This window comes from Thioalkalivibrio paradoxus ARh 1 (genome assembly GCF_000227685.2).
Classification (GTDB): domain Bacteria; phylum Pseudomonadota; class Gammaproteobacteria; order Ectothiorhodospirales; family Ectothiorhodospiraceae; genus Thioalkalivibrio; species Thioalkalivibrio paradoxus.
On the sequence record NZ_CP007029.1, the window covers coordinates 661,574 to 683,075 of the forward strand.

13 protein-coding genes are annotated in these 21,502 nt (G+C 67.0%); 4 read left to right on the forward strand and 9 right to left on the reverse strand.

Annotated elements, in window-relative coordinates:
* The 3 genes from THITH_RS03075 to THITH_RS03085 all read left to right on the forward strand — a co-directional run bounded on the left by THITH_RS03075 (position 1) and on the right by THITH_RS03085 (position 6,095).
* Positions 1-3,633 (forward strand): eCIS core domain-containing protein, encoded by a 3,633-nt coding sequence (locus THITH_RS03075; RefSeq protein WP_006745963.1) that lies wholly within the window; start codon positions 1-3, stop codon positions 3,631-3,633.
* Positions 3,633-4,613 (forward strand): tetratricopeptide repeat protein, encoded by a 981-nt coding sequence (locus tag THITH_RS03080; protein WP_006745962.1) that lies wholly within the window; start codon positions 3,633-3,635, stop codon positions 4,611-4,613. The genes THITH_RS03075 and THITH_RS03080 overlap by 1 nt, the downstream gene beginning before the upstream one ends.
* Before the next feature lie 1,050 nt (positions 4,614-5,663).
* A complete protein-coding gene (locus THITH_RS03085; RefSeq protein ID WP_006745961.1) occupies positions 5,664-6,095 on the forward strand; it encodes a CBS domain-containing protein in 432 nt (143 codons plus the stop codon).
* A gap of 117 nt (positions 6,096-6,212) precedes the next feature.
* Here the strand turns inward: THITH_RS03085 and THITH_RS03090 are convergent, their stop codons facing one another.
* From THITH_RS03090 to THITH_RS03115, 6 genes are all read right to left on the reverse strand, one after another.
* Positions 6,213-13,595 (reverse strand): PKD domain-containing protein, encoded by a 7,383-nt coding sequence (locus THITH_RS03090; RefSeq protein WP_232222233.1) that lies wholly within the window; start codon positions 13,593-13,595, stop codon positions 6,213-6,215.
* A 557-nt stretch (positions 13,596-14,152) separates the two neighbouring features.
* On the reverse strand, positions 14,153-14,671 hold the full coding sequence (locus THITH_RS03095; protein ID WP_006745959.1) for a hypothetical protein: 519 nt from the start codon (positions 14,669-14,671) through the stop codon (positions 14,153-14,155).
* Positions 14,668-14,967: a nucleotidyltransferase family protein gene (locus THITH_RS03100; RefSeq protein WP_006745958.1), complete on the reverse strand. Its 300-nt coding sequence runs from the start codon at positions 14,965-14,967 to the stop codon at positions 14,668-14,670. The genes THITH_RS03095 and THITH_RS03100 overlap by 4 nt, the downstream gene beginning before the upstream one ends.
* 211 nt (positions 14,968-15,178) lie before the next feature.
* Positions 15,179-15,679, reverse strand: a complete 501-nt coding sequence (locus THITH_RS03105; RefSeq protein ID WP_006745957.1) for an NAD(P)/FAD-dependent oxidoreductase — start codon at positions 15,677-15,679, stop codon at positions 15,179-15,181.
* 419 nt (positions 15,680-16,098) lie between these two features.
* Complete coding sequence (locus THITH_RS03110) at positions 16,099-16,968, reverse strand: hypothetical protein (RefSeq protein WP_006745956.1); 870 nt, start codon at positions 16,966-16,968, stop codon at positions 16,099-16,101.
* An 80-nt stretch (positions 16,969-17,048) separates the two neighbouring features.
* Positions 17,049-17,519 (reverse strand): hypothetical protein, encoded by a 471-nt coding sequence (locus tag THITH_RS03115; RefSeq protein WP_006745955.1) that lies wholly within the window; start codon positions 17,517-17,519, stop codon positions 17,049-17,051.
* 482 nt (positions 17,520-18,001) lie between these two features.
* Here THITH_RS03115 and THITH_RS03120 point away from each other — a divergent pair, with 482 nt between their 5' ends.
* A complete protein-coding gene (locus THITH_RS03120; RefSeq protein ID WP_006745954.1) occupies positions 18,002-18,460 on the forward strand; it encodes a CBS domain-containing protein in 459 nt (152 codons plus the stop codon).
* Between the two features lie 73 nt (positions 18,461-18,533).
* Here the strand turns inward: THITH_RS03120 and THITH_RS03125 are convergent, their stop codons facing one another.
* From THITH_RS03125 to THITH_RS03135, 3 genes are all read right to left on the reverse strand, one after another.
* Positions 18,534-19,586: a hypothetical protein gene (locus THITH_RS03125; RefSeq protein WP_006745953.1), complete on the reverse strand. Its 1,053-nt coding sequence runs from the start codon at positions 19,584-19,586 to the stop codon at positions 18,534-18,536.
* Between the two features lie 126 nt (positions 19,587-19,712).
* Positions 19,713-20,714 carry a zinc-dependent alcohol dehydrogenase family protein gene (locus THITH_RS03130; RefSeq protein ID WP_006745952.1) on the reverse strand — a complete coding sequence of 334 codons (1,002 nt, stop codon included), beginning with the start codon at positions 20,712-20,714 and terminating at the stop codon, positions 19,713-19,715.
* Between the two features lie 32 nt (positions 20,715-20,746).
* A complete protein-coding gene (locus tag THITH_RS03135; protein ID WP_006745951.1) occupies positions 20,747-21,502 on the reverse strand; it encodes a sulfite exporter TauE/SafE family protein in 756 nt (251 codons plus the stop codon).

Sequence of the window (21,502 nt, forward strand, 5' to 3'; positions counted from 1 at the left end):
ATGGCGACGGTGACCCAGAAACCCCGCAGCGGCGCCACGACGGTTGAGTCGAAACCGGCGTCACGACCCTCGCGCAAGGCGATCGCGCGCAAGCCTGCGTACCTGCGGGCCAAGCTTGCGGTCAGCCACCCGCAGGATGCGCAGGAGCAGGAAGCGGATCACGTCGCCAGTGAGGTCAGTCGCACCCCGAGGGCGGTCGCGCCGCGCGGCGTGCAGCGCAGTGCCCACGAAGGCTCGCCGCAGGAGAACCACGAACTCGACGAGCAGCAGGGGGTGGTGGCTGCGGCGCGCGCACTCGCCCGCCTCCCGTCCGGGTTGCCCGCCGCGGCGCGTGAGCAGGCCGAGGAAGAGGTCGCGGCGGCGATGCGCCGGCCCGAGGAAGTCGAGCCCGTCATGCGCGAAGCGGCGGAGCCCGAGGAGGTGATGCGCGAGGCGGCCGAGCCCGAGGAGGTGATGCGCGAAGCGGAAGAGCCCGAGGAGGCAATCCGCGAGGCGCTCGAAGAGCCGGAAACGCTCCAGCGGCAGGAAGAGGACGAGATCGTCCAGGCCAGAGTCGCGCGCGAGGCCGGGCCGGAGGAGGACGAGATCGCGGGGCAGCCGCTGGAAGCCGAGACCGAGGCGGCGATCGAGGCACGGATCGGTCGCGGCGACCCGTTGCCGGAAGACGTGCTGCACGACATGCAGACCCGCTTCGGGCGCAGCTTCGAACAGGTGCGCATCCACACCGACGCCGAGGCCGCCGCCCTCTGCGCGCGCATCAGGGCCCGTGCTTTCACGGTCGGAAGCGACGTCTTCTTCGCCAGCGGCGAATTTGCTCCGCAGGCAGAGACTGGTCGTGAACTATTGGCGCATGAGTTGGCGCACGTGGTGCAACAGAGTGCTGGCGCGAAGCGTTTGGCTCGTCAGGTGGATCCAGTGCCCTCCGTTCCTGTGGGCAACGCCGCTGCTACGGCGGCTCTGGCCGACCTGTCTGTGCTGGATTTGCCACCGATCAAACACCGGCATGCTGCACTGTATACCGGTGCTGGCGCCCGACGGGCGGCCGGCTACGAGCGCAACACCGCTCAGAGCCAGATAGCGGTTTGGAACGCAGGGGTTCAAGTCTCCGAAGACACCATCGAAGAAAAGCTGCGCGCCCAGGATCCGTCCTTTGTCCGCCCCAGTAGTCCAAACGCACAGGTGAACTTCCGAGCCGGCTCCTCGACCATCTCGACATCCTGGCGCAGCCTGCGCGGTCGGCTGTTGATCCCGGACTGGGACCGCCGTGGCCAGCGTCTTACGGATCGTGCTAGCCGTTTCCAAGTCGACCACATGGTGGAGCTGCAAGTGTTTGGCGACACCTCGGGTAACGCCGGCAATACCGTGGGCAACCTCGAGCTTCTCAAGGGCAGCCCCAACGCAAGCTCGGGGGCGACCATCATGACGTCCATCTACAACCGGGTCGGCGCCTTCCTGAATGCGAGCGATCCCGGCTATGCGGCTCTCAGCGACGGGCAGAAACGGGCTCGCCGCCGCGCCTTCCTGCGTACCCATAGCATCAATTTCACCGAGATCCGGCGAGGGCCTGGTCGTGCCGGCACCGACAGCGACTGGTGGACCCGAGCCGAGATCGAGGAAGCTGCGCCGCTGGATGCCGTGCAGCCCCTTCCGTCGGCTCGGCTGGAAGGGTCATCCGGTCACTTCGTGCTGGCCTCCGGTGTCGGCGGTGTCGAGGTCGCTCGCTACCGTTACAACACACTCACGTTCACGCCCGGCACCGAGCGGGCGCGAAAGGCGTTGGCCGGCATCCGCATCGACGAGTTCAACCTCAACGACGCAGCCGAACTTGGACAGACGGGTGAGCCCATCGGTAGCGTAACCGGCACATGGGACCTGCCCAACGGCTTTCGCTCCAACGAGCGGGTGATCATTCCGCTGGTGGCGGTGGGGCCGTACGCCGGCGCACCGGGCCAGATCCCGGGCCTTAACACGGATTTCAGCCACTTGAGCCCGGTTAACCTTCCAGAGGTGGACATCCGGGATGGCAAGCTCTATGCCGAGGGCACGATTGCCCCCAGCCTGCCGTTACTGCGCGGCCACCCAATCAACGTGACTCTCAACGGCAACGACCTGCGTTTCGAGATCGCCTATTCGCCGCAGATGCTGTCGCTGCCCATCCCGGGCGTGGCCATCGATGACTGTACGCTGTCGCTCTATTTCAGCACCCAGCAGGGATTCGGTGGTGCCGGCCAGATCGACTTTAGCGTCGAGCGCATGGGTGCCGGCGAACTGCAGGTACAGGCGAACCAGCGCGAAGGCTTTTCGGCGGCCGGTGCCTTCCACTTCGACACCGAACTCTTCGACCAAGCCGAGGTTCGCATCTGGTATCGTCAGGGGGCGTTTGGCGGTGTGGGCACGCTGGCCATCACAAGCCCGAACAAGGTACGCGGCATCCGTTCAGCCAGCGTTACGGCCGAGTTTGGCGAGGGCCGCTTCTCCGCCATCGGAGACGTGCAGCCCGACATTCCAGGCGTTCAGCAGGCTGGCCTCAACGTGGGCTACGAGGAGGAGAACGGGCTTACCATAGGCGGCAGCCTGCAACTGGCGGCCAACCCCGCGATCCGCTCAGGCAACGTTGATGTGACAGTCCGGAAGCAGGGTGAGCGCTGGCGGGTTGCTGCCACTGGCACGGCGCAGCCAGCCATCCCCGGCGTTGCGTCGCAACTCACCGTGGGCTACGACGATGGTGCTTTCACTGCCGAATTCAGCGGTGCCTTCACCCGCGGCATGCTCTCGGGCCAGGTCACGGTGGGTGTCAGCAACCGCAGCGTCGGCGAGGATGGCCGCCCCAGCGGCGAGCCGCAGCCAGATGCCCCGCTGCTGGTATATGGGAGCGGCTCGGCCACCGTACGGGTTGCGCCCTGGCTGCAGGGGACTGCGGGTATCGTGTTTGCGCCGGACGGGGAGGTGACGGTCACCGGGGAGATCGCGCTACCGAGCGAAATGCCCATCTTCGGCCGTCGCGAGTTCGAGCGCTCGTTCTTCAACATCTCCGTTCAGGTGCCGATCATTACCGGCGTCGTTGCCGAGATCGGCGGTGGCCTCTCCGCCAGTGCGGTGATCGGGCCGGGCGTGATCGACCGGCTGCGACTGGGAATCGAGTACAACCCGGCGCGCGAGCAGGACACGCATGTCACCGGCACCGCACACCTCAGCATCCCTGCCAGCGCCGGGTTGCGGCTTTCGGCCAACGCCGGTATCGGCCTTGGCATCACTGGCGCCAGCGCCACCGGTGGTCTGGAGATCGGGGGTACGCTGGGTGTCGCCGGGGCCGCCGAGGCCGGCGTGAACATCGACTGGATGCCCAGCCGGGGGCTGGAACTCAATACCCGGGTGGGCGTGCATGCGCAGCCCAGCTTCACATTCGACATCTCCGGCTATGTCCGGGTGCGGGTGCTCGGCAGGAGCCTTTACTACAACCGCTGGGAGTTGGCATCGTTCCGTTACGGCTCCGACATTCGCTTCGGTATCCACCTGCCCGTGCACTATGTTGAGGGCGAGCCGTTCGACATTTCCCTGAACGACATCGAGTTCGAGGTTCCGAATATCGATACCCGCCGGCTCGTGCGCGGACTGATTGCGAGGATCAGGTAATGACCGGCCCCCGCGACCACATCGAAGAGGGTGTGCGCCACCACCTCGCCGGTGAGCTGGAGGCGGCTGCCAGCGCCTATCGCGCTGCGCTGGAGCTCGAGGCGGACAACGCCACTGCGCATAACAACCTCGGGTTCATCTACGGTCAGCAGCAGCGCTGGGAAGAGGCGTTGCGCCACTTGGGGCGGGCTGTGGAACTGGCGCCCGGAATGGCCATGGCCCACAGCAACCTGGGCCAGGTCCTGGTGGCCCGGGGCGCGGCCGAGCAGGGTCTGACGCATCTCGACCGCGCGACCCGGCTCGCGCCTGGCGAGGTGCAGGTCTGGGACAACCTTGCGCGCAACCGTCTGCACCTCGGTGATGCAGCCGGTGCCGTCGAGGCCTGGCAGGAGGCTGTGCGCCTGGTGCCGGGCGATCCCCGGCTGCTGTCCCGCCTGGGCACGGCGATGGCGGCGTGCGGTCTGCTGGATCAGGCAATCGACCGCTTTCGGAGCTTGCTCGAAGTCGAACCCCGCCACGTCGACGCCTGGGTGCAGCTTGGCATCACCCTGTTCCTGCGCAAGGACCTCGGCAGTGCCCGGGATGCCTTGCTGCAGGCGTTGGCGCTCGCGCCCAGCGACCTTTCAGCCTTGCGCCACCTGGGGCTGGTGCAGTTGGCCTGTGGCGAGCAGCGCGATGCGTTGCAGACCTTCGATGCGCTGTACCGCCTCGATGCCAGGCAGTTCGACAACCGGCTTGATCTGGCCGTGCTCCTGCTCTCCCAGGGGCAGGCGCCCGACGCGCTCGCGCACTTGCGAGAGCTGTCGGAAGCGCTGGCCGGCAACGAGCGTGTTGGCTTCTACCTCGCACTGGCCTTGCGCGAGACCGGGGCCGAGGAAGAGGCAAGGGAACGGCTGGACGCGCTGGTGGCCGCCGGGGGGGAATACGCGCGAAGAGCCGCGGAGCTTCTGGGTGAAGGTGACAAAACATCTGAGAAATGAAACAGAAAGAACTGAAAAGTGAGGGATTGAATCTCCCGTCTATTCTCGTGTGGCTCCGTGGCGTGTGGTCATCCTTCAGGCTGATTCGCGGTCGAGGGCGTCAGAGTCAACGTGAAAGAACCCACCGTTCGTGTCGCCCTGGCGCAGTTCGGCGGAAACCGGTTGAATCCCGCGTGCTGGGCGCCTAGTCTTCTTGTGAGGGCACTCTGCGGTGTATCCCGCAAGGGTCCGTGATGCGGAAGGGAACAGATTGTCCTGGTGGTAGTAGGAACTGCGGAACCGAGGATTGTGCCTACCGGCTGGATGCGGCGGATCCGTAACAGCAACGTGTCAGCATGAACGGAACTGAACGGAACACCGTCAAGCCATCGGCACGGGGCGTACGAGCCTGGGCAAACGGCAGACTTACATGCACTGAGTCGTAGCGTGAGCTGCGATACCGCACACGGCATCGGCGGAGAGCCGGCGGCTGGCGACCGGACCACGGAGGATGCCGAGCCCCTGCAAGGCGCTCGGCCGAAACTCCAAATGGTCTGGACGTCGCCGCCGGCGGGCCCACCAACCTTGCGCAGCACGAGGCCTCCACCGACGACGGAAGTCCAGCCCCTGGCAGAGCCTGCGACCTCTCAGCAGGTTGCCGAATTAGATAACGTGGCCCTTCCCCCATCGGGTTCGTTATATACTGAAACGCCTAACGAGGGGCAAGCTGCCTCGCGTCGGCTGTGTCCCATTCTTCTGGTGGGTGCTGACACGGCTGCATCCGTGTTCGTCCGCAGGGTAGTTCTCGGCAAATCCGTCAGGGCCACCTGGTGGTTGGCGGTTGCACGTCCCGGGCCTGTTTCATGCGCCGCAGCCACCGGTTCCGCGCCCGGGCGTCGATGGGAAACCGCGGGTGGAGTCGGCCCGGCAGTGGGTGCCGGCAACGCCGGCTTCGACCGTATGTAGTACGGTAGGAACGGAATTCCAGGCGGCGGCAGCCGCGCGGCAGAGCAACTCCCGCCCGCGGGAGTGCGCGGCGAAGGACGCGAGACCGGAGGAGAGGCCGAAATCATGCTCGACATCAGCGATATCATGACCCCCAGGCAGAATCTCGTGGTGGTACAACCCGATGCAACCGTGGACGACGTCCGCCGCATCATGGCGGAGCACAGAATCCGTCACGTGCCGGTGTTGGATGCCTCCGGCGCTCTACTGGGGCTGGTTGCGCGCACCGACGTGCTGCTCGCCGGCAGCGATGGGCCGCGCCAGGTGCACGAGGTCATGGTGCATGACCTCGACACGGTGGACGAGCGCAGCAACGTCCGCAATGCCGCGGTGCTGATGCTTCAGCGCAAGCGCAGCTGCCTGCCCGTAATCCGCGACGGGGAACTGCGCGGGCTCGTGACCGACGCCGACTTCCTCGGTGTCGCGATTACGCTGATGGAGCAGCTCGAGTCTGTGGAACCGGAGCCCGACGAGGGTGATATCCCCAACGAACACTGATCCGCCGGGGGTGCCGCCAAACAAGCACGGTGGCGGGCACGCCCACAACTTGTAGGCGCGCGCCTGCACGCAAGCGCGCCGCGCAGGCGCACCGCGAAGAGCGCGGTTGCCGACGATTCAGCGGCTGGCCGCCGACGGGGCCGGCGTGAACACCGGCCGGACCGTGTAGCCGCCCTGGCCACTGCTGCGCGCTACGCGGATGAAATAGACGCCGGCGGGAAGCTCGTTGCGTTCGACGTGCCGGCTGGAAGTCGACCCACCCATCGACGCGCGCAGGCTGCGCCCGTCGGCGTCGAACAGCTGCAACGTGACGCGCAGGCTCTCCTGCGCGGCGACACTCACCGCCAGCGCGCCTTCGGCACCGGTCTCGACTCTGAACCAGTCCTCGGTGTCGCGTTCGTTTCTCGAAACGTAGCCGAGCAGACCGGTGGTGTCCGCGCCCAGGCGGATGGGCTGCGCATCCTCGCGGCGGTCGTTGGGTTCGCGGTCGGGGGTGTAGCCGACCGGGTCGAGGCGCGGCGTGATCACGTAGCCGCCCTGGCCGCTGGAACGCGCGACCCGTGCGTAATAGGTGCCCGGCGCCAGATCGTCGCGTTCGACGCTGCGGCTCGAGGTCGACCCGCCCATCGACGTACGCAGGCTGCGACCGTCGGCGTCGAGCAACTGCAACGTGATCCGCAACGATGCTTCCGCGTTGACCGAGACCTCGACCGCACCGTGTTCCCGGGTCTCGAACCGGAACCAGTCCTCGGTATCGCGCTGGTCCCGGTCCAGGTAGCCCAGCAGACCCTCGGTGTCCTCTCCCAGCGCGATCGGCTGCGCCTGCTCGAGGCGGTCGTTGGGTTCGCGATCCGGGGTGTAGCCGACCGGGTCGAGGCGCGGCGTGATCACGTAGCCGCCCTGGCCGCTGGAACGTGCGACCCGGGCGAAATAGGTACCCGGTGCCAGATCGGAACGTTCGACGCTGCGGCTCGACGTCGACCCGCCCATCGACGCACGCAGGCTGCGGCCATCGGCGTCGTACAACTGCAAGGTGATCCGCAGCGATGCTTCCGCGTTGACCGAGACCTCGACCGCACCGTGCTCCCGGGTTTCGAACCGGAACCAGTCCTCGGTATCGCGCTCGTCGCGGTCCAGGTAGCCCAGCAGACCCTCGGTGTCCTCTCCCAGCGCAATCGGCTGCGCCTGCTCGAGGCGGTCGTTGGGTTCGCGGTCGGGGGTGTAGCCGACCGGGTCGAGCTGCGGCGTGATCACGTAACCGCCCTGTCCGCTGGAACGCGCGACCCGGACGTAATAGGTACCGGGCGCCAGGTCGGCGCGTCCGACGCTGCGGCTCGACGTCGACCCGCCCATCGACGCACGCAGGCTGCGACCGTCGGCGTCCACCAACTGCAACGTGATCCGCAGGCTCTCTTCGGCCTCGACCGACACGTCAACCGCGCCATGCTCGCCGATGTCGAACCGGAACCAGTCCTCGGTATCGCGCTCGTCCCGGTCCCGGTAGCCCAGCAGACCGGTGCTGTGCCGATCGACTGGAATCGGCTCGCCGTGCTCCTGCACTTCCTCGAGGCTGTCATTCGGGCCGGTATCGTTGGGTATGCTCGGCGCAGTCAGCCGCGTGGTCAGCCGATACGTTCCTTCGCCCCTGGAACGCGCGACCCGGGCGTAGTAGGTGCCCGGCGCCAGATCGGCGCGTTCGACGCTGCGGCTCGACGTCGAACCGCCCATCGACGCGCGCAGGCTGCGGCCGTCGGCGTCCTCGAGCCGGAGTGTGATCCGCAGTTCCGGGTCGGCCTCGACGTCGACCCGCAGCGAACCATGCCGTGGCACCTCGATCGCGTGGCGCTGCTCGCGCGTATCGGAATCCAGTCGGCCGGAGGCCTGCTCCAGGTCGATCGCGTCCGGCGGCGTCAGCAATGCATCGGGATCGACTGTCGCCGCGGGCTGTGCGTCCGCGTCGGCGGGTTCGGCGTCATCGGGCGTTGCCGGCGCCGACGGTGGCTGATCCTGCGCCACCATCACGCTGCGACTCCCGCGGCCGAGGACCAGACCGGCGGCGTTGGTCGCGACCACTTCCACGGTGTAGCTGCCGGCGTTGCTGGCCGAGAACGTCTGGCTGCTGCCGATGGTGGCGTGGGTGCGGGCGCCGTCCGGCTGTACCGACCAGCGGTAGCGCACTTCTCCCGGCGGGGTCGGCTGCACGCTGGCGTTCAGCCGCACCTCCTGCCCGGTGACGACCTGGCCACGGGGGACATCGACCAGGCCGCCGCGTTCGGGGTCCCAGGTCTGCGGGGTCGGGCCGCGATGAACCGGCTCGCTGATCTGCACCTCGTAGGCCTGCCCCGAGTACGTGGCCTGGATCTCGGCCAGGGTATCGCCGTGGTAGGGCACCCGCACCCAGACATGCAGCGGGATGTCCTGCAGCGGCGAACGCTCGCCATCGCCCACCGTGAAGCCGATACGCGACGCGTTGTCGGTGTAGGTGCTGCGCGCGCTGGGCTGCACCCAGCGGTGATCGACGAGTTCGGCGGGCAGCGCCGGATCGCTGCGCACCTCCACCTGCACCTCGTCACCGACCCGGGCCTGGCCGTCCGGGGGATCGAACACCAGCTCGAACCGCGGCGGCACCACCTCGATCTCGACCTGCTGCGACTCGACCGTCGGCAGACTGCTGTCCCGGGGTGTGCCCTCGGCCCACAGCAGCACCCGCCCCAGCCGGTCGAACGTGATTCGCGTCGCTGGCTCGGTGGTCACCGGTTCGTCGAACGTCAGGTCCGGTGTTGCCTGCCAGGTGTAGCGCGTGACTTCGAGCCCGCCGCCGGTCGTCGCCGGCCAGCGGATCTGCGAGCCGTACGTGACCCGGGTTGGCGACTCGGCGATCCGCAGCACCGCGTCCGGCTGGCAGCGCGGCCGGATTCGGTAGTTCCAGGCGGTGCCGCTTTCCGGGCCGTAAACGGTCACCTTGAACGCGTCGGCCGCCGCCTTTTCGAACACGTCGTCGGCCGCGCCCCGCCCCGGACCGGTCACGCCGCCGGGGTAGAGATCGGATCGGCGCGCCGCGCGCGCGGCCGATCCACGCCAGCCGGTATCGAGCACCACGTTGCCGACCGGGTACTCGACGGTGAACTTGTCGGGCACGCTCATGGCGTTATAGGAGAAATCGAACGCCGTGCCTTCGGGCAGGTTGCTGATGTCCCAGATCTCGGTCGTCGTACCATAGCCCCCGCTCTTCGACGCGGTCCATTCCTCGCAGACGTCCAGAACCTGCTGACGCTGTTCCTCCAGCTCGGAAAGATCGGGCGGTTCCGGCGCCGCGGGAGGTTCCTCGGGCGCGGTGGGTTCGGCGACGACCTCGGGCGGGGGCGAAGGCGCGTCCGGGTCTTCGAACTCGATCTCGATCGTGGTACGGACCGTTTGCACCCGATCGGGAATCAGTTGCGGATACCCGCTGTTGCAGCCGCGCCGATAACGCAGCGTGACCCGCGCGGTCACCGGGTAGGCCCTCTCCTCCAGCGCCTGGAACATCATTTGCCGGCCATCCGGTGTGCGCTGGGCGACACCAACCTCTTCGCCGTCCAGCGTCCAGTCGATGTCCAGCCAGAGGTAGTACGGCGGGATCGTCCCGCAACCGGGTCGGACCTCGTCACCGGCCAGGATGTCGAGCATCGAAGCCAGTTCGGCGTGCAGCGCGGACAGGTCCATGCCGAGCGCTTCGAGCTGCACCGATACCCGGTTCAGTTCCGGCGTCTGCGCCGCTTCGGCGAGCGATACGCCGAGTGCCGCGGGGGCTCGCAAGTTCCCGGTGTCGACCTGCAGCGTCAGCGTGGCATCGTCGAGCATTTCCCAGCGCTCGCGGAATTCCTGCTCCAGGTCGGCGCGCCGGGAATGCCATTGCGCCAGAATCTCGGGTACACACTGCTGCGTCAGGCCGGTGGCCGCATCGACCGCATCGGGTTCGTCGGGGCTCGCGCGCAGGCCATGCCGCGCCGCAACCGCCGCCCGGTCGGCAACGAAATCCTCGACTTCCTCCGGAGTCGGGAACCGGCGCAGCAACTGCTCGATGCCCACCTCGGGAACCGCTTCGTCAAAGGTGCCGGCAAGCAGGATGCGGCAGGGTTCGGCCAGCAACGGGCCCGGGTCGTCGACTTCGACTGTCAGTGCCGGGGCGATCACCTGCTCCTGCCCCGTCCAGCTTCCGGGAACCTCCCACTCGGCGAACAGCTCGACGATATTCGGGCCCGGATCGCTGAAACGCAGCTCGACGTCGGCACCGACACCCGCCGGCCGGCCGTCGATCCGCCAGCTCAGCGTCGCGTCGTCCGGAATGTTGCTGCGCAATGCGTGGAACTCGTAGGCACGGTCCGGCTCGGCCAGCGCGCCGAGATCGCGCGGCGGCCGAATCGCCAGTTCGGGCAGCAGGGCATCGGCGCGGATATCGACACTGAGCTCGGCGGTCGCGCTGCCGTCGCGCAACACCCGATCCGATCGGGTCCATTGCGCCCGGACCTCGAGGGTCCGTGGCCCGGGCTCCTCGAACATGTGCAGCAGCGTATCGCCGCGGCCGATTTCTGTGCCATCCTCGAACCAGACGTACACCGTCTCCGGCGGAATCGCCGTTGCGGCGAGTCCGAATGCGTAGGGTGTATCGGTCGCCGCGCGTTCTTCGATCACCGCCGGTGGCGGCAGGATCGCCAGCGCGGGTTCGACTGGCTGATAGTGAGCACGGAATTCGTCGAGCAGTTCCTCGATCTTCGCGCGTTGCGCGCGCGTATGCTCGAAAGCGGCCGAATGCCGGGTATGCAAATCGTGCGCGGCCCACCACTGCACCCGGTACAGCCTTTGCCGCGCATGCGATGCCCCCTGCATCGTCGCCCCGGCGTCGTGCAACGCGATCGTCGCGGCGTGGATCACCGTCTGTATACGGCGATCGAACGGGTCATCGAGTTGCGCGTGGTTGTCGTTAAGCGCTTCGCGCTTGATTCGCAGCATCTGTGTTTCGTAGCGGTCCAGGTCGTCCATCGTCTCCTGGAACAGGCGCACCGCCAGACGGTGATCAAACGCCGGATCGGCGGTCAGCGGCGGCGAACCGGTCAGTGGCCGCGCAAGCAGTGATTCGGTACCGCCAGTCGCGGTGCGATACAGGCTCTCGACGGTATCGCGAATCTCGTGTACCGCCGAATAGGCATCGTGGTAGCGCTGCAACGCCCGCATCGCCTCGATGCGCTGCTCCTCGGCGGACCCGAGCCAGCGCATGATCACGTTGCGCGTGCCCTCGTGGTTCAACCACGCCATCCCCACGCCGTGGATATCGAGTTCGTGGAACAGACGCTCGACCTCGGCCAGCAACGCCAGTGCGGCCTCGTCGCCGCCCTCGAGCCCCTGCTCGGCGCGATGCCGCGATTCGAGCGATTCCGTGACTGCCGCGCACAGCGCCGCCTCGACGTCGCCCCAGGCGGCGACCCGCTGCTCGAGCAATGGCCGCATCGCATGCTGGGCCGCGGGCTCGAAGCGCGACAGCCCCGCCCAGCCCGGCTCCGCCTGCGACGGCACGCGATCGCCCAGCGCCTCGGCAAAATCGTCGATCATGCCGGTCAGCGTGGCCACCTCGGCGCGCGCATGCTGAACCGCAGGATGCCGCCCCATGAAGCTCGCGGTCCCGCCGTACACGGTGCTCTCGAGCGCACGCACGAAGGCGCGGGTACCAAAGGCATTGATTCCGCTCAGCACCTCCTGGCTGAGGTTCCTTTCCTCGGACAACGCCAGCGCCCGCGTGAACACCCCTTCGACCCAGTGTTCTCCACCGGGCTGCAGCACATCGTCGAAGAAGCGGCAGACGGCATCCGATCCGGTCTGGTACCCGTCCAGGCCCGTGAATCTGCCGTCGTCGTCGAAGCTCGCGGTCACGTACAGCACCATGAACTGATGGTCGAACAGCACCGTAGTGGTCAGGTCGATCACCGAACCGCCGATCGACTGCACCACCTGCGGCAGCGCCGTCTTGGGCGAAAGCATCAGAATCAGCGACCTGGTCAGCGCGGTGCCGTCGCGTTCGATCAGGCCGGTGTAGAGGTGGCTGGCGACCATCCCGTAGTAGGTCTTCGACGCCAGCGTGCGCCCGAGTGCGATCGCCAGTTCGGCATCGGATTGCGCGTCGCGGACCTGCACCATCAGGTCCAGCCACATCGACAGGGACTGCGCCCGGTTCTGAATCGCCCGGTCGGTGGCGGCGAGGTCGCGGTAGACATCGGCCAGAAACCGCGAACTTTCGGTCGGACGGGTCGTCAGTGCCTCGATCTCGGTACCGAACACGCGCAGCAATTGTTGCCCGAATTCGGTCTTTTGCAGGAAGTTGCGCAGGGTGACGACGTCTTCGCGCGCGACCTGCTCGCGCTCGGCCCGGCGCCAGGCCCGAAACTCATCCAGCTGCTGGAGCACGTTCTGCTGTACCTGCCGATCGAGCCGGGACAGCACCTCGCTGCGCCGGGCAGCGGGCAGATCGACCAGCTGCAACGCGAGGATGAAATTGGCCTGGCGGGCCTGCGGACCTTCGGGCATCACCCGGAGAACGTTCCCGAGGGTGTGCGCGTAGTTCTCGCGCGCCTGCTGCGCGAGGTTCTGCATGTCCGTGATGTCGCGCGGCGGCGTTCGGAGGCCGCGGCCGAACTGGGTGCGCGCCTGCGTGTGCAGATGGCTGTTGACCGAATTGATGCGCCGCAGATACTTGTCGCGCTCGTATTCGAGCTGCTTGATCCGGGCTTCGTTGATCGCGCGTTGGCGCGCCGGCGCATCGGCCTGTTCGCGGAGCAGCCGGTCGATCTGCCGCTGCTTGCGCTGGGCCTGATCGACCATCTCGGCGACGTACATCCCGGCGTCGCGGTAGTCGATCGGTTCCCCCGGCGTGCGCATCTGCGCCTCGACCCGGGCCGCCTCGACCCGGCTGTAGGTATCGGCGTCGCGGCGGCCGAAGTGTTCGGCGATGCGGTTGAATTCAGTATCGGTGGTCGCGTCGTGGGCGACCATGAAATCGGTTCCGGTGTCGAAATCGCGGGGATCCATCTGCACCGCGCCGCCGCTGCGCCGGCGCACCTCGAGCGCAACGGCCTGGCGGTAAGCAGCCTCGACCCGCTGGATGTCCTCGAGCGTAACCGGCCGGCCGTCCTTGCGCCGGACCAGGAAATCAGTATCCGAGCCGACGCGCCACTCGCCAGCATCCGGTGCCGGCCGTTGCAGATCGAGTTCGTAGGCGCCCAGACCGCCGACCGCCTTGCGCGCGATCCGCAGATTCTCGTGCTGATGCCAGAACATCGCCTCCTGGTACTGGCGGTGCGTAAGATCGCCGATGCCATCGAGGCGATCCCAGTTACGCTCGGCTACGCCGCGCAGCGTGTGCAACTGGTTGATGTTCTTCAGCAGCACCGCCTGGTTGTGCGGATCGCTCAGGTCGGTGGCGGCACGCCAGATCGCGTCGGCCGACTCCTGTCCGGCGGCAGAGCCGAGCATACCCGCCAAGAGGAGCAGGCAGGCCAACAGGCCGCGAAGCCCGGTACGACCGGAGTGCGGGCGGTCGGCACGGCGATCCGGCCTGCGCTGCCTGCCAAGGGCTGAGGACCCGTGCGCGCCTGCATTGGCGTCATCGACGGAGTGGCGCGTGTCGTTCGGTCGCGGGTTGCTGGCATGCATGGCTCTTGCGCCCTTTTGCAGCGCTCTCCAGCGCGGTTCGGGTTGCATCCGCAGAGACCGCGCGGTGGCCTGCTGTCCAGAAAGGCACTTCCGGGTGGTGTCGAGCACCTGGCCCCTGCGTCCAAAGCTCTGCTGGCAGTGTGGGTATTGTTCCGAGTTTACCCGAAATATAGACGGCGAGGGGCGCTTCTATTGCGCCGCAACATCGGGTTTCCGCGACCACATGCTTGCGGCTGCTCGAACGCGCGCTCGTCGCCCTCGGGCGCTAGTTCCCCGCGTTACGAAGGCTCCGCGCAGGACGCCATGGACGCCCAGACGTGCCCTTCATGCGATCATCATGGCTTCGGCGCTCTCTGCCCTGCTGATCCTGCGCTGGCTTACCCGCCGCTATCGTCTGCGGCTTCGCCGGAGCGAACGACTACCAAACGGTCCCGAGCATAGGTACGCAGGTTCCGGTAATCATCGTGCATCCGGTCGGTGAAGCGGCAGGCGCGTTGTAGCGCGGGTGCCAGATCGTCGGGCTTTTCGATGTATTCATGGACCAGTCGATTGCGCAGGTGGCGCATCTGTAACCAGTCGTCAGCCTGCTCGATGAGCCCCAGCTTCTCCAGGCGTGCGAGATTGTCGATGGCCGGCCCCGTACTCTCGCCCGCGCAGGTGAGAAAGGCCGGGACCAGCTTGTCCATGATCGTGTCCTGCATCCGCCCGAACTTGGCACCGAAGGATTCGAGCCGATCGATGCCGATGTCGGAGGCAAGGATGCCGAGGACACGGTCGAGCGAAACTGCGCAGTCACCCGCGAGGAGCCGTTCACGCACCGCCAGCAGGTGTTCGTCCTCGCGGTCGACCAGGTCCAGCAGACGCGCCAGGCGCTTGCGCGATGCGGCGACCCTCACAGAGGGAGCCCGGTTCGTTGAGCGTGAGTGTCGATGGACCGCGGGGGGGAGCCTCGCCGATGGACGACGAGGTCCACACGGCGCTCGCCGAGCCGCCGTTGCAGAGCGGCATGCAGTTTGAGTTCGCGTTCCAGGAGGTCATCCGGCGTGCCGTCGGCTTCGACGTACAAATCGATGTCGCCGCCCCGCGCCGTATCGTCCGTGCGCGAACCGAAAAGGCGTACCCGGGCATCCGGGCCGAATGCGCGGGCCACTTCATCACGGATGATGGTCTGTTGTTCCGGGGACAGGCGCATACGCCGGAGTATATCAACGCGGCAAGGCGAAGAGGTCCCGGGAGCCGGCCACACCGGTTGGGTGCGGCGCGGGGTGGAGGCGCTGGTCGTGCTGGTCTGGGCGCTGAGCCCGCGAATCGCGGCCGGGTTGTCCAGAGGCATGCGCCCGCAATGGTCGGAGACCACCGGGGCGGCCCGTCATCGCCGCCCCGGATGTCACTAACCCTGCGCGCTAGTTTTCCAGCCGGCGGATGCCAAGCGCGCGCATCATGTACTTCTCGTACAGCGGCTCCGACGTTCCCTTCTTCATCTTTCGAATGAAATACTTCTCGAACGCGATCTTGGCCAGGTGAACCCACTTGCCGGCAGCGAACCAGTTCACGTCGCGCGGCGGCATCTGCGGCAGCGCCACGAAGGCCGCGCCGCGGTCCCCCATGTCGGCCAGGCAGATGGCGTGCCACGAACCCTTGTAGTGGGCTTCCTTGCCGGTCAGGTCGGCCGCGATGTTGTGCACGATGGCGGTGACCATCGACTCGATCATGTATCCCGTTTTCGGAGCCCCGGTGGGTACCGGGGTCGCCTCCACCGGCGGGATCGCGACGCAGACGCCCGCGGCGAAGATGTTGCGGTAGGTGGGGTTGCGCTGATGGTCGTCGATTTCCACCAGGCCCCTGGCGTTGCACAGCCCCTCGGTTCGGGCCACCGCGTCGACGCCCGCGAAAGCAGGCAGCATCCTCGCGTGATCAAACGGAAGCTCGTGTGGGTAGGTCCTGCGCCATCCCTGCGGTCGAGATCAGCGATGGACGCAGCCCTTGGAACGAACGCAGCTCTACCGAGTTCCTCGAATCGGAATCGGGTGCTCGGCAATGGGTCGAACCAGCGCCGGCGGGCAGGTGGACGGGTGCAGGCACCAGGGCATCTGACGTCCGGCACGCGGTGGTGTCCGTGGTGACACCGCGACCGGCGCAGGACCGCGAACGGCTGACCCCATGATCGAACACGCCTCAGGGGCCTCGACCTGGCCGCCGTGCCGGCAACGACTGGCTCCTGCAGGCCTCCGGTTTCAGGGTGGCCGCTCCGGCTACGCGCCGCCGGAGCAGACCACCGTGGGGTGTCATCAGGCCATGATCGATGGCCGGCGACGGGGTTTCGTCAGAAGGTCTTGCTGTGCGGGACGGTGATATTCCAGGAAACCCGGCCCCCACAGTCCTTCCAGGTTTCTCCACAGGCCCGGGGGTTCATATCGGCCCAGATATGCACCTTCAGGACGTCGCCGCTACTGGCGTTGGCCGCGTGCAGCGGTATCGTCGTTCCGTCCTCCCCTGGACCCAGGGTGAGTCTCTGGCCGCCAGCGGGTACGGCCACGTTCTGGCCTTCCGGCCAGAGGTAGCCCTGGACGACCATTTTCGCGGTAAAGTCCGTGTGGTTTCTGAGCGTCGCCCTCCAGGACTTGGCGCTGTCATCCCACTCGATGCGCCTGACGCGAACATTCAGCGGCCGCCTCTGGGAGGTGTGGTAGATGAGCCCGGAGACGCTTTTCGTGTCCATCACCTGGTTCGAGGGCCTGTATCGAAGCTCGACCTTGAGCTCGTGTGTCAGGCAGCAGCGGGTCCAGCCTGCGGTGACTTCCGCCGACTGGCCGGGGCGCAGGCTTTCGCGACTGACCATCGAACCGGAAGCAGGCTTCCAGGTGTTCTGGGTCGGGGGGAAGGCGATCGAGTAGCCCTGAACGGCCAGCTCCCTTCCATCCAGCGGGATGGTGCCGACATTCCGGACGGTTGCCGTCCATGTCCACATCCCCTCGGGATTGGTCCCGACCTCCAGATCGACGATCTCGGCCCGGCCGATCTGTCTCAGGCCGGGCCTCTCGATCGTGGCCGGGGCGGTTCTCTCGGGCGAGATTCCGCTCGGCAATTCAGGGAGCCCGCGGAAGCCCTGCCCGAAAGCCGAGCCGTGCATCATCACAAAAAGCATGAACAAACCGGCGAGTGACCATGCCAGCCTGGGTGCGATCGTGTTCATCGTGCGATCTCCTTCCATCGCTGGAGCATAAGCGTTCCGGTCCCTGTCGAACGCGAGCGGGCGAGAACCCGGCCGGGTTCCTAAAACACGAAGTGCACGTGGTCGGTATTGTTGTCGATATTGATGTCCGGCTGGATATGCACGGTGACTGTTCCCTCGAACTTTCGGACCTCCATCTCGATCACGGTACTGCCCCCCCGCGGAGCCAGCGCCGGAATCGGGCGGATCGCAAGGCGTGCAGCATCGGCAATGGGCATGCGCGAGTATGCAGCCAGGTAGGCGGAACAGCGATTGGAGGGGGTATAGGGCCCGAGTCCTCTGTTGACGACCGTGACCCGAAGGCGGATCCGATCACCGACGACATCTCCTTGCGTGGAGGTAATGGCCAGGTCGGGCAAGACCTGGCGTGCTGCATCGGGGACGCGTAGCTGTACATCCGGTCGTTCCATGGTGGCTCCGGGGCCTCCCCATTGGGCCGGCGCAGTGCTCGCCAGCGCCATCGCAATCGCGATCGCGATGATGGGAAAAAACACGAAGGGGTGCGGTCTCATCGCATGCTCCTTGCTGCTTTGGCCCTGATCAATTGCCTGGCAGCAATGGTGTTATTTTGTGTGCTCCAGTACGGCTTATAGACCTTGTGGATAGTAAGGTCAATGCTGGCGTGAAGCCGGGGCGGCTGCAGCAGGGTTCGAGGGTACGTACGCGAGGACACAGCCTGCCGGCATGCGCCCCGGATCGGGTTGCCAGCACTCGGTGACCGTGCCGCCGGGGGTGCGTTCCGAGGATAACGGTCGCGAACTGCCGGGCGGGCTGTAGCAGGGGCAGCGCGGCATCGTCTTCCCGGGGCAGGGGCGTGCGGCGGCTTTCCCCGAGTCGCCCCGGTGTGCTGCCGGTTGACGGGTGAGGACCGCGGCGGGACACTCGTCGGCAAGAGGACGTGGATCGGTCCGACCCAGGTCCGCGTCCGCGGCGGGAGCGGTGATCATGCCGCCCGTGCCGGTCGGGACCGATGAACCCTAACGGAGAAAATGAAATGTCTGTCGGCGAGATCTGCAACCAAGAAGTCGTGGTCATCGACCGCAAGGCCTCGGTGTACGAGGCCGCGCGGATGATGCGCAATCACCACGTCGGTAGCCTGGTGGTCGTCGACCAGTCTTCGACCACGCCGATGAAGCCGGTCGGCATCGTGACCGACCGCGACCTGGTGGTGGAGATCATGGCGAAGGAGGTGCCGGAGGAAGTGCTGACCACGGGCGACCTCATCGCGCCCGAGTTGCTGACCGCCCGAGAGTCGGACGGCATCTGGGAGACGATCATGCGCATGCGCGCAATGGGCGTGCGGCGGCTGCCGGTGGTCAATACCGGCGGCAACCTGTCCGGGATGCTGACGATGGACGATCTGCTCAAGTTCTTGGCCGACGAGTTCAGCGACATCGTCCGCCTGATCCGGCGCGAACAGATTCGGGAACGCGACCTGCGGCCCCCGGCCTGAAGGCGCGTGCCGCCCGCGTTCGCCTCCGGGCGTGCGGGCGGTGCCGTGCGTGCTGATGCGGTGCGCGCGGCAGTCAGCGGTCGAAGAAGGCGCGGGCCCCTGCCGCGAGCATTTCCGGGCGGTGCAGCATCAGTTCGGTCTGTAGCCCTTTTTGCAGGTAGAAGTCGTCGCAGCGGTACGTCGCCGCGGGGTTCTGCCGGGTCATGACCCGGAGCAGGCACTGGAACCCGTCCGGCCGGTTCGGTTCCCGGCGCGCGTAGAGCGTGTAGTTGAAGCTCAGGTGCCCGAGATCCTCGTAGAAGCGCAGAATCGCCGACAGGCCGCGTGCGAGATCGCCTAACTCGCCGTCGTCCATGCGCAGCAGATCCCCCTCGGTTTCGTGCACCGCGACGATCTCGTTGCTGCCCAGCGGCGAGAACGCCGCGAGCCAGTGCCAGCGGCCGGTTGCGGCAATGTAACGGTCGCCGGAGGCGCGTTCCAGCTCGACCAGGTCCCGGTGATACGGGGTTCCCTCGCGCGCCAGGTAGTCGCGGCAGGCCTCGGCCAGCCGGGCGTGGTGGCTGTAGGGTTCCGATCCGATCAGCATCTGGAAATGCGGGTGCATCAGGCTGGCGCCGGCGGGAAACAGGTAATTCCCGTGCACGCTGAGCCAGTCTGCCTTCGGGTCGCGCTGCTGCACTGCCCGCGCCACCTGCTGCAGCGCTGCCCATGCGTTGCCGATCCGTTCCGGCGAGAACTCGTGCAGTTCCAGGAAATGGGCCTCCGACACGATCGCGACCGAGTGATGCCCGCCCATCGCGATCAGGTTGGGAAACGCCACCGCCTCGCCGACGCGGACCGTTCCACCCGGGATCCAGTCGTCCGGAAAGCGCGCGACGCCGGCGACGCGGTCCGGGCAGAACACGCAGTGCGCCGCCCCCTCGGCCGCGAGTCGGGCGATCAGATCCCGGTCGGCGTCGTTCAGGAACACCTTCAGGCCTTCCTCGATTGCCGGGTTGTACACGCTGGTGTGGCCGAGCAGCGGATCCCGATGGATTTCGATGCGCTGGCGCTCCAGTGCAAAGCCCTTCAGCGGGTTCAGCAACTCGAGGCTGTCCTCGAAACGTTCGAACGCAATGGCGGTCATGCCTACCTCCATGCCGGCGGACGGGTGGACACGGCTCCGGGGCGCGCCGGTCCGTGCAGCGATACCGGGAGCATAGACCGCCCCGAGCGCGGCAAGCCGTTCCTGGCAGCCCAAGTCCCAAGGCGGCTAGACCTTGTCACCGTCCCGGGTCAGCAGGATCTTGCCCACCGCCTGGCCCGATTCGAGGTAGCGGTGCGCGTCGGCGATCTGCGCGAACGTGAACCGCCGTTCGGCGAGCAGTGGGCGCAAGGTACCGGCTTCCACCATCTCGGCCAGGTTGCTGAGAATCCACGACTGGTGCTTCAGTTCCAGCCCGTAGAGCAGCGGCACCGAGCGGAAGATCACGTGCAGGGTCAGGTTCTTCGCGTGCAGCGGCGACAGGTCGTGGGTCGAACGCGTGTTGATCGAGCAGACCCGGGCCGACACCGCGGCGGCCTCGAAGCTGGCATCGAGATTGTCGCCGCCGACGGTATCGAACACCAGGGGAAAGCCGGCACCGCCGGTCAGGCGCTGCACGTAGTCGGCGACCGGCTCCTGCCGGTAGAGGATGATGTCGTCGGCACCGAGATCGCGCGCGATCGCCGCCTTTTGTTCGCTGGACACCGTGGTCGCGACGCGGGCCCCGCGGGCCTTCGCAAGCTGCACCGCGACGTGACCGACACCGCCGGTACCGGCATGCACCAGCACGTGTTCGCCGGGCTGGATGTCGGCCCGGTCGACCAGCGCATTCCAGGCGGTCATGAACACCAGCGGCAGTACCGCGCATTCCTCGAGTGGCAGCCGCTTCGGGGCCTGCGTTACCAGGTTTGCGTCGGCCACCATGTAGTCCGCGAGCGCCCCCGGGTGGCCGCGTACGCCTCCGGCGCAGCCGATCACTGCGTCGCCGGCCTGGAAGCCCAGCACGCCGTCTCCCACCTGGTCCACGATGCCAGCGACGTCGCCGTTCAGGATCGCCGGGAACTCCGGTCCGGAGCGGACCAGCCCCTTGCGGATCTTCACATCGAGCGGGTTCACGCTCGAGGCGTGCACGCGAATGCGCAGCTGGCCGGGCCCTGCCTGCGGGTCGGGTAGCGTGGCCGGTTCGAAGACTTCCGGGCCGCCGTGGCGATGGATGACATAGGCCTTCATATGGAACTCCTTGCGTTGCCTCCGGGGCAGGGTCAAGACAAATCGAGCAGCAGCTTCACGATGATCGCCGCGATCACCGCCAGGGTGAAGCGCTGCACCAGTATCGTGCCGCTCGGTCCCAGCGTCACGTGAACCGCGATCCAGGCGCCAGCCATGCTGCCCGCGGCCAGTACCAGCCCATAGGACCAGGTCACGTTCCCGGTCGCGGCGAAAATCAGCAGCACCGGAATCATGTAGATCAGTACCACGGTCACCTTCAGCGCGTTGACCTGCACCAGGTCGATCGCGAGTACGCGGTGCAGCAATACGATGAACAAAATGCCCACCGCGACCTGGATGAAGCCGCCGTAGAAGCCGATCACGAACATCGCCGCCAGCACCGGCCAGCGCAGCTGTGCCGGCGCGAGCGCCAGAGTGCGAACCTGTGTCGGGGCAGGCATCAGCATGATCACGGTCGCCCCGATCATCACCAGGATCAGCACCCAGCGGAACAGATCGTCGCCGACGCGCACCGCACCCCAGGCACCGAGCAGGGCCCCGAGCACGGCCGGGACCGACAGCAGCCATGCCAGCCCGCGGTATCGGTGCCCGGCTCGCCGGAAGCGCCAGACCGCGGTGATGTTTTGCAGCACGATGCTCACGCGGTTGGTGCCGTTCGCGTTCGCCGCATCCAGCCCCATGAACATCAGCACCGGCAGCGTCAGCATCGATCCGCCGGCCGAGAGCACGTTCAGGAACCCCGCGAGTGCGCCCACCGCCAGCAGCAGCAACGCCTCGGTGGCCGTCAT

What these genes read in the sequence shown, in the direction of transcription:
- THITH_RS03075 (WP_006745963.1), top strand. Translation starts at nt 1, where the DNA reads ATGGCGACGGTGACCCAGAAACCCCGCAGCGGCGCCACGACGGTTGAG.
- THITH_RS03080 (WP_006745962.1), top strand. Translation starts at nt 3,633, where the DNA reads ATGACCGGCCCCCGCGACCACATCGAAGAGGGTGTGCGCCACCACCTC.
- THITH_RS03085 (WP_006745961.1), top strand. Translation starts at nt 5,664, where the DNA reads ATGCTCGACATCAGCGATATCATGACCCCCAGGCAGAATCTCGTGGTG.
- THITH_RS03090 (WP_232222233.1), bottom strand. Translation starts at nt 13,595, where the DNA reads ATGCTCGGCTCTGCCGCCGGACAGGAGTCGGCCGACGCGATCTGGCGT.
- THITH_RS03100 (WP_006745958.1), bottom strand. Translation starts at nt 14,967, where the DNA reads ATGCGCCTGTCCCCGGAACAACAGACCATCATCCGTGATGAAGTGGCC.
- THITH_RS03105 (WP_006745957.1), bottom strand. Translation starts at nt 15,679, where the DNA reads ATGCTGCCTGCTTTCGCGGGCGTCGACGCGGTGGCCCGAACCGAGGGG.
- THITH_RS03110 (WP_006745956.1), bottom strand. Translation starts at nt 16,968, where the DNA reads ATGAACACGATCGCACCCAGGCTGGCATGGTCACTCGCCGGTTTGTTC.
- THITH_RS03115 (WP_006745955.1), bottom strand. Translation starts at nt 17,519, where the DNA reads ATGAGACCGCACCCCTTCGTGTTTTTTCCCATCATCGCGATCGCGATT.
- THITH_RS03120 (WP_006745954.1), top strand. Translation starts at nt 18,002, where the DNA reads ATGTCTGTCGGCGAGATCTGCAACCAAGAAGTCGTGGTCATCGACCGC.
- THITH_RS03125 (WP_006745953.1), bottom strand. Translation starts at nt 19,586, where the DNA reads ATGACCGCCATTGCGTTCGAACGTTTCGAGGACAGCCTCGAGTTGCTG.
- THITH_RS03130 (WP_006745952.1), bottom strand. Translation starts at nt 20,714, where the DNA reads ATGAAGGCCTATGTCATCCATCGCCACGGCGGCCCGGAAGTCTTCGAA.
- THITH_RS03135 (WP_006745951.1), bottom strand. Translation starts at nt 21,502, where the DNA reads ATGACGGCCACCGAGGCGTTGCTGCTGCTGGCGGTGGGCGCACTCGCG.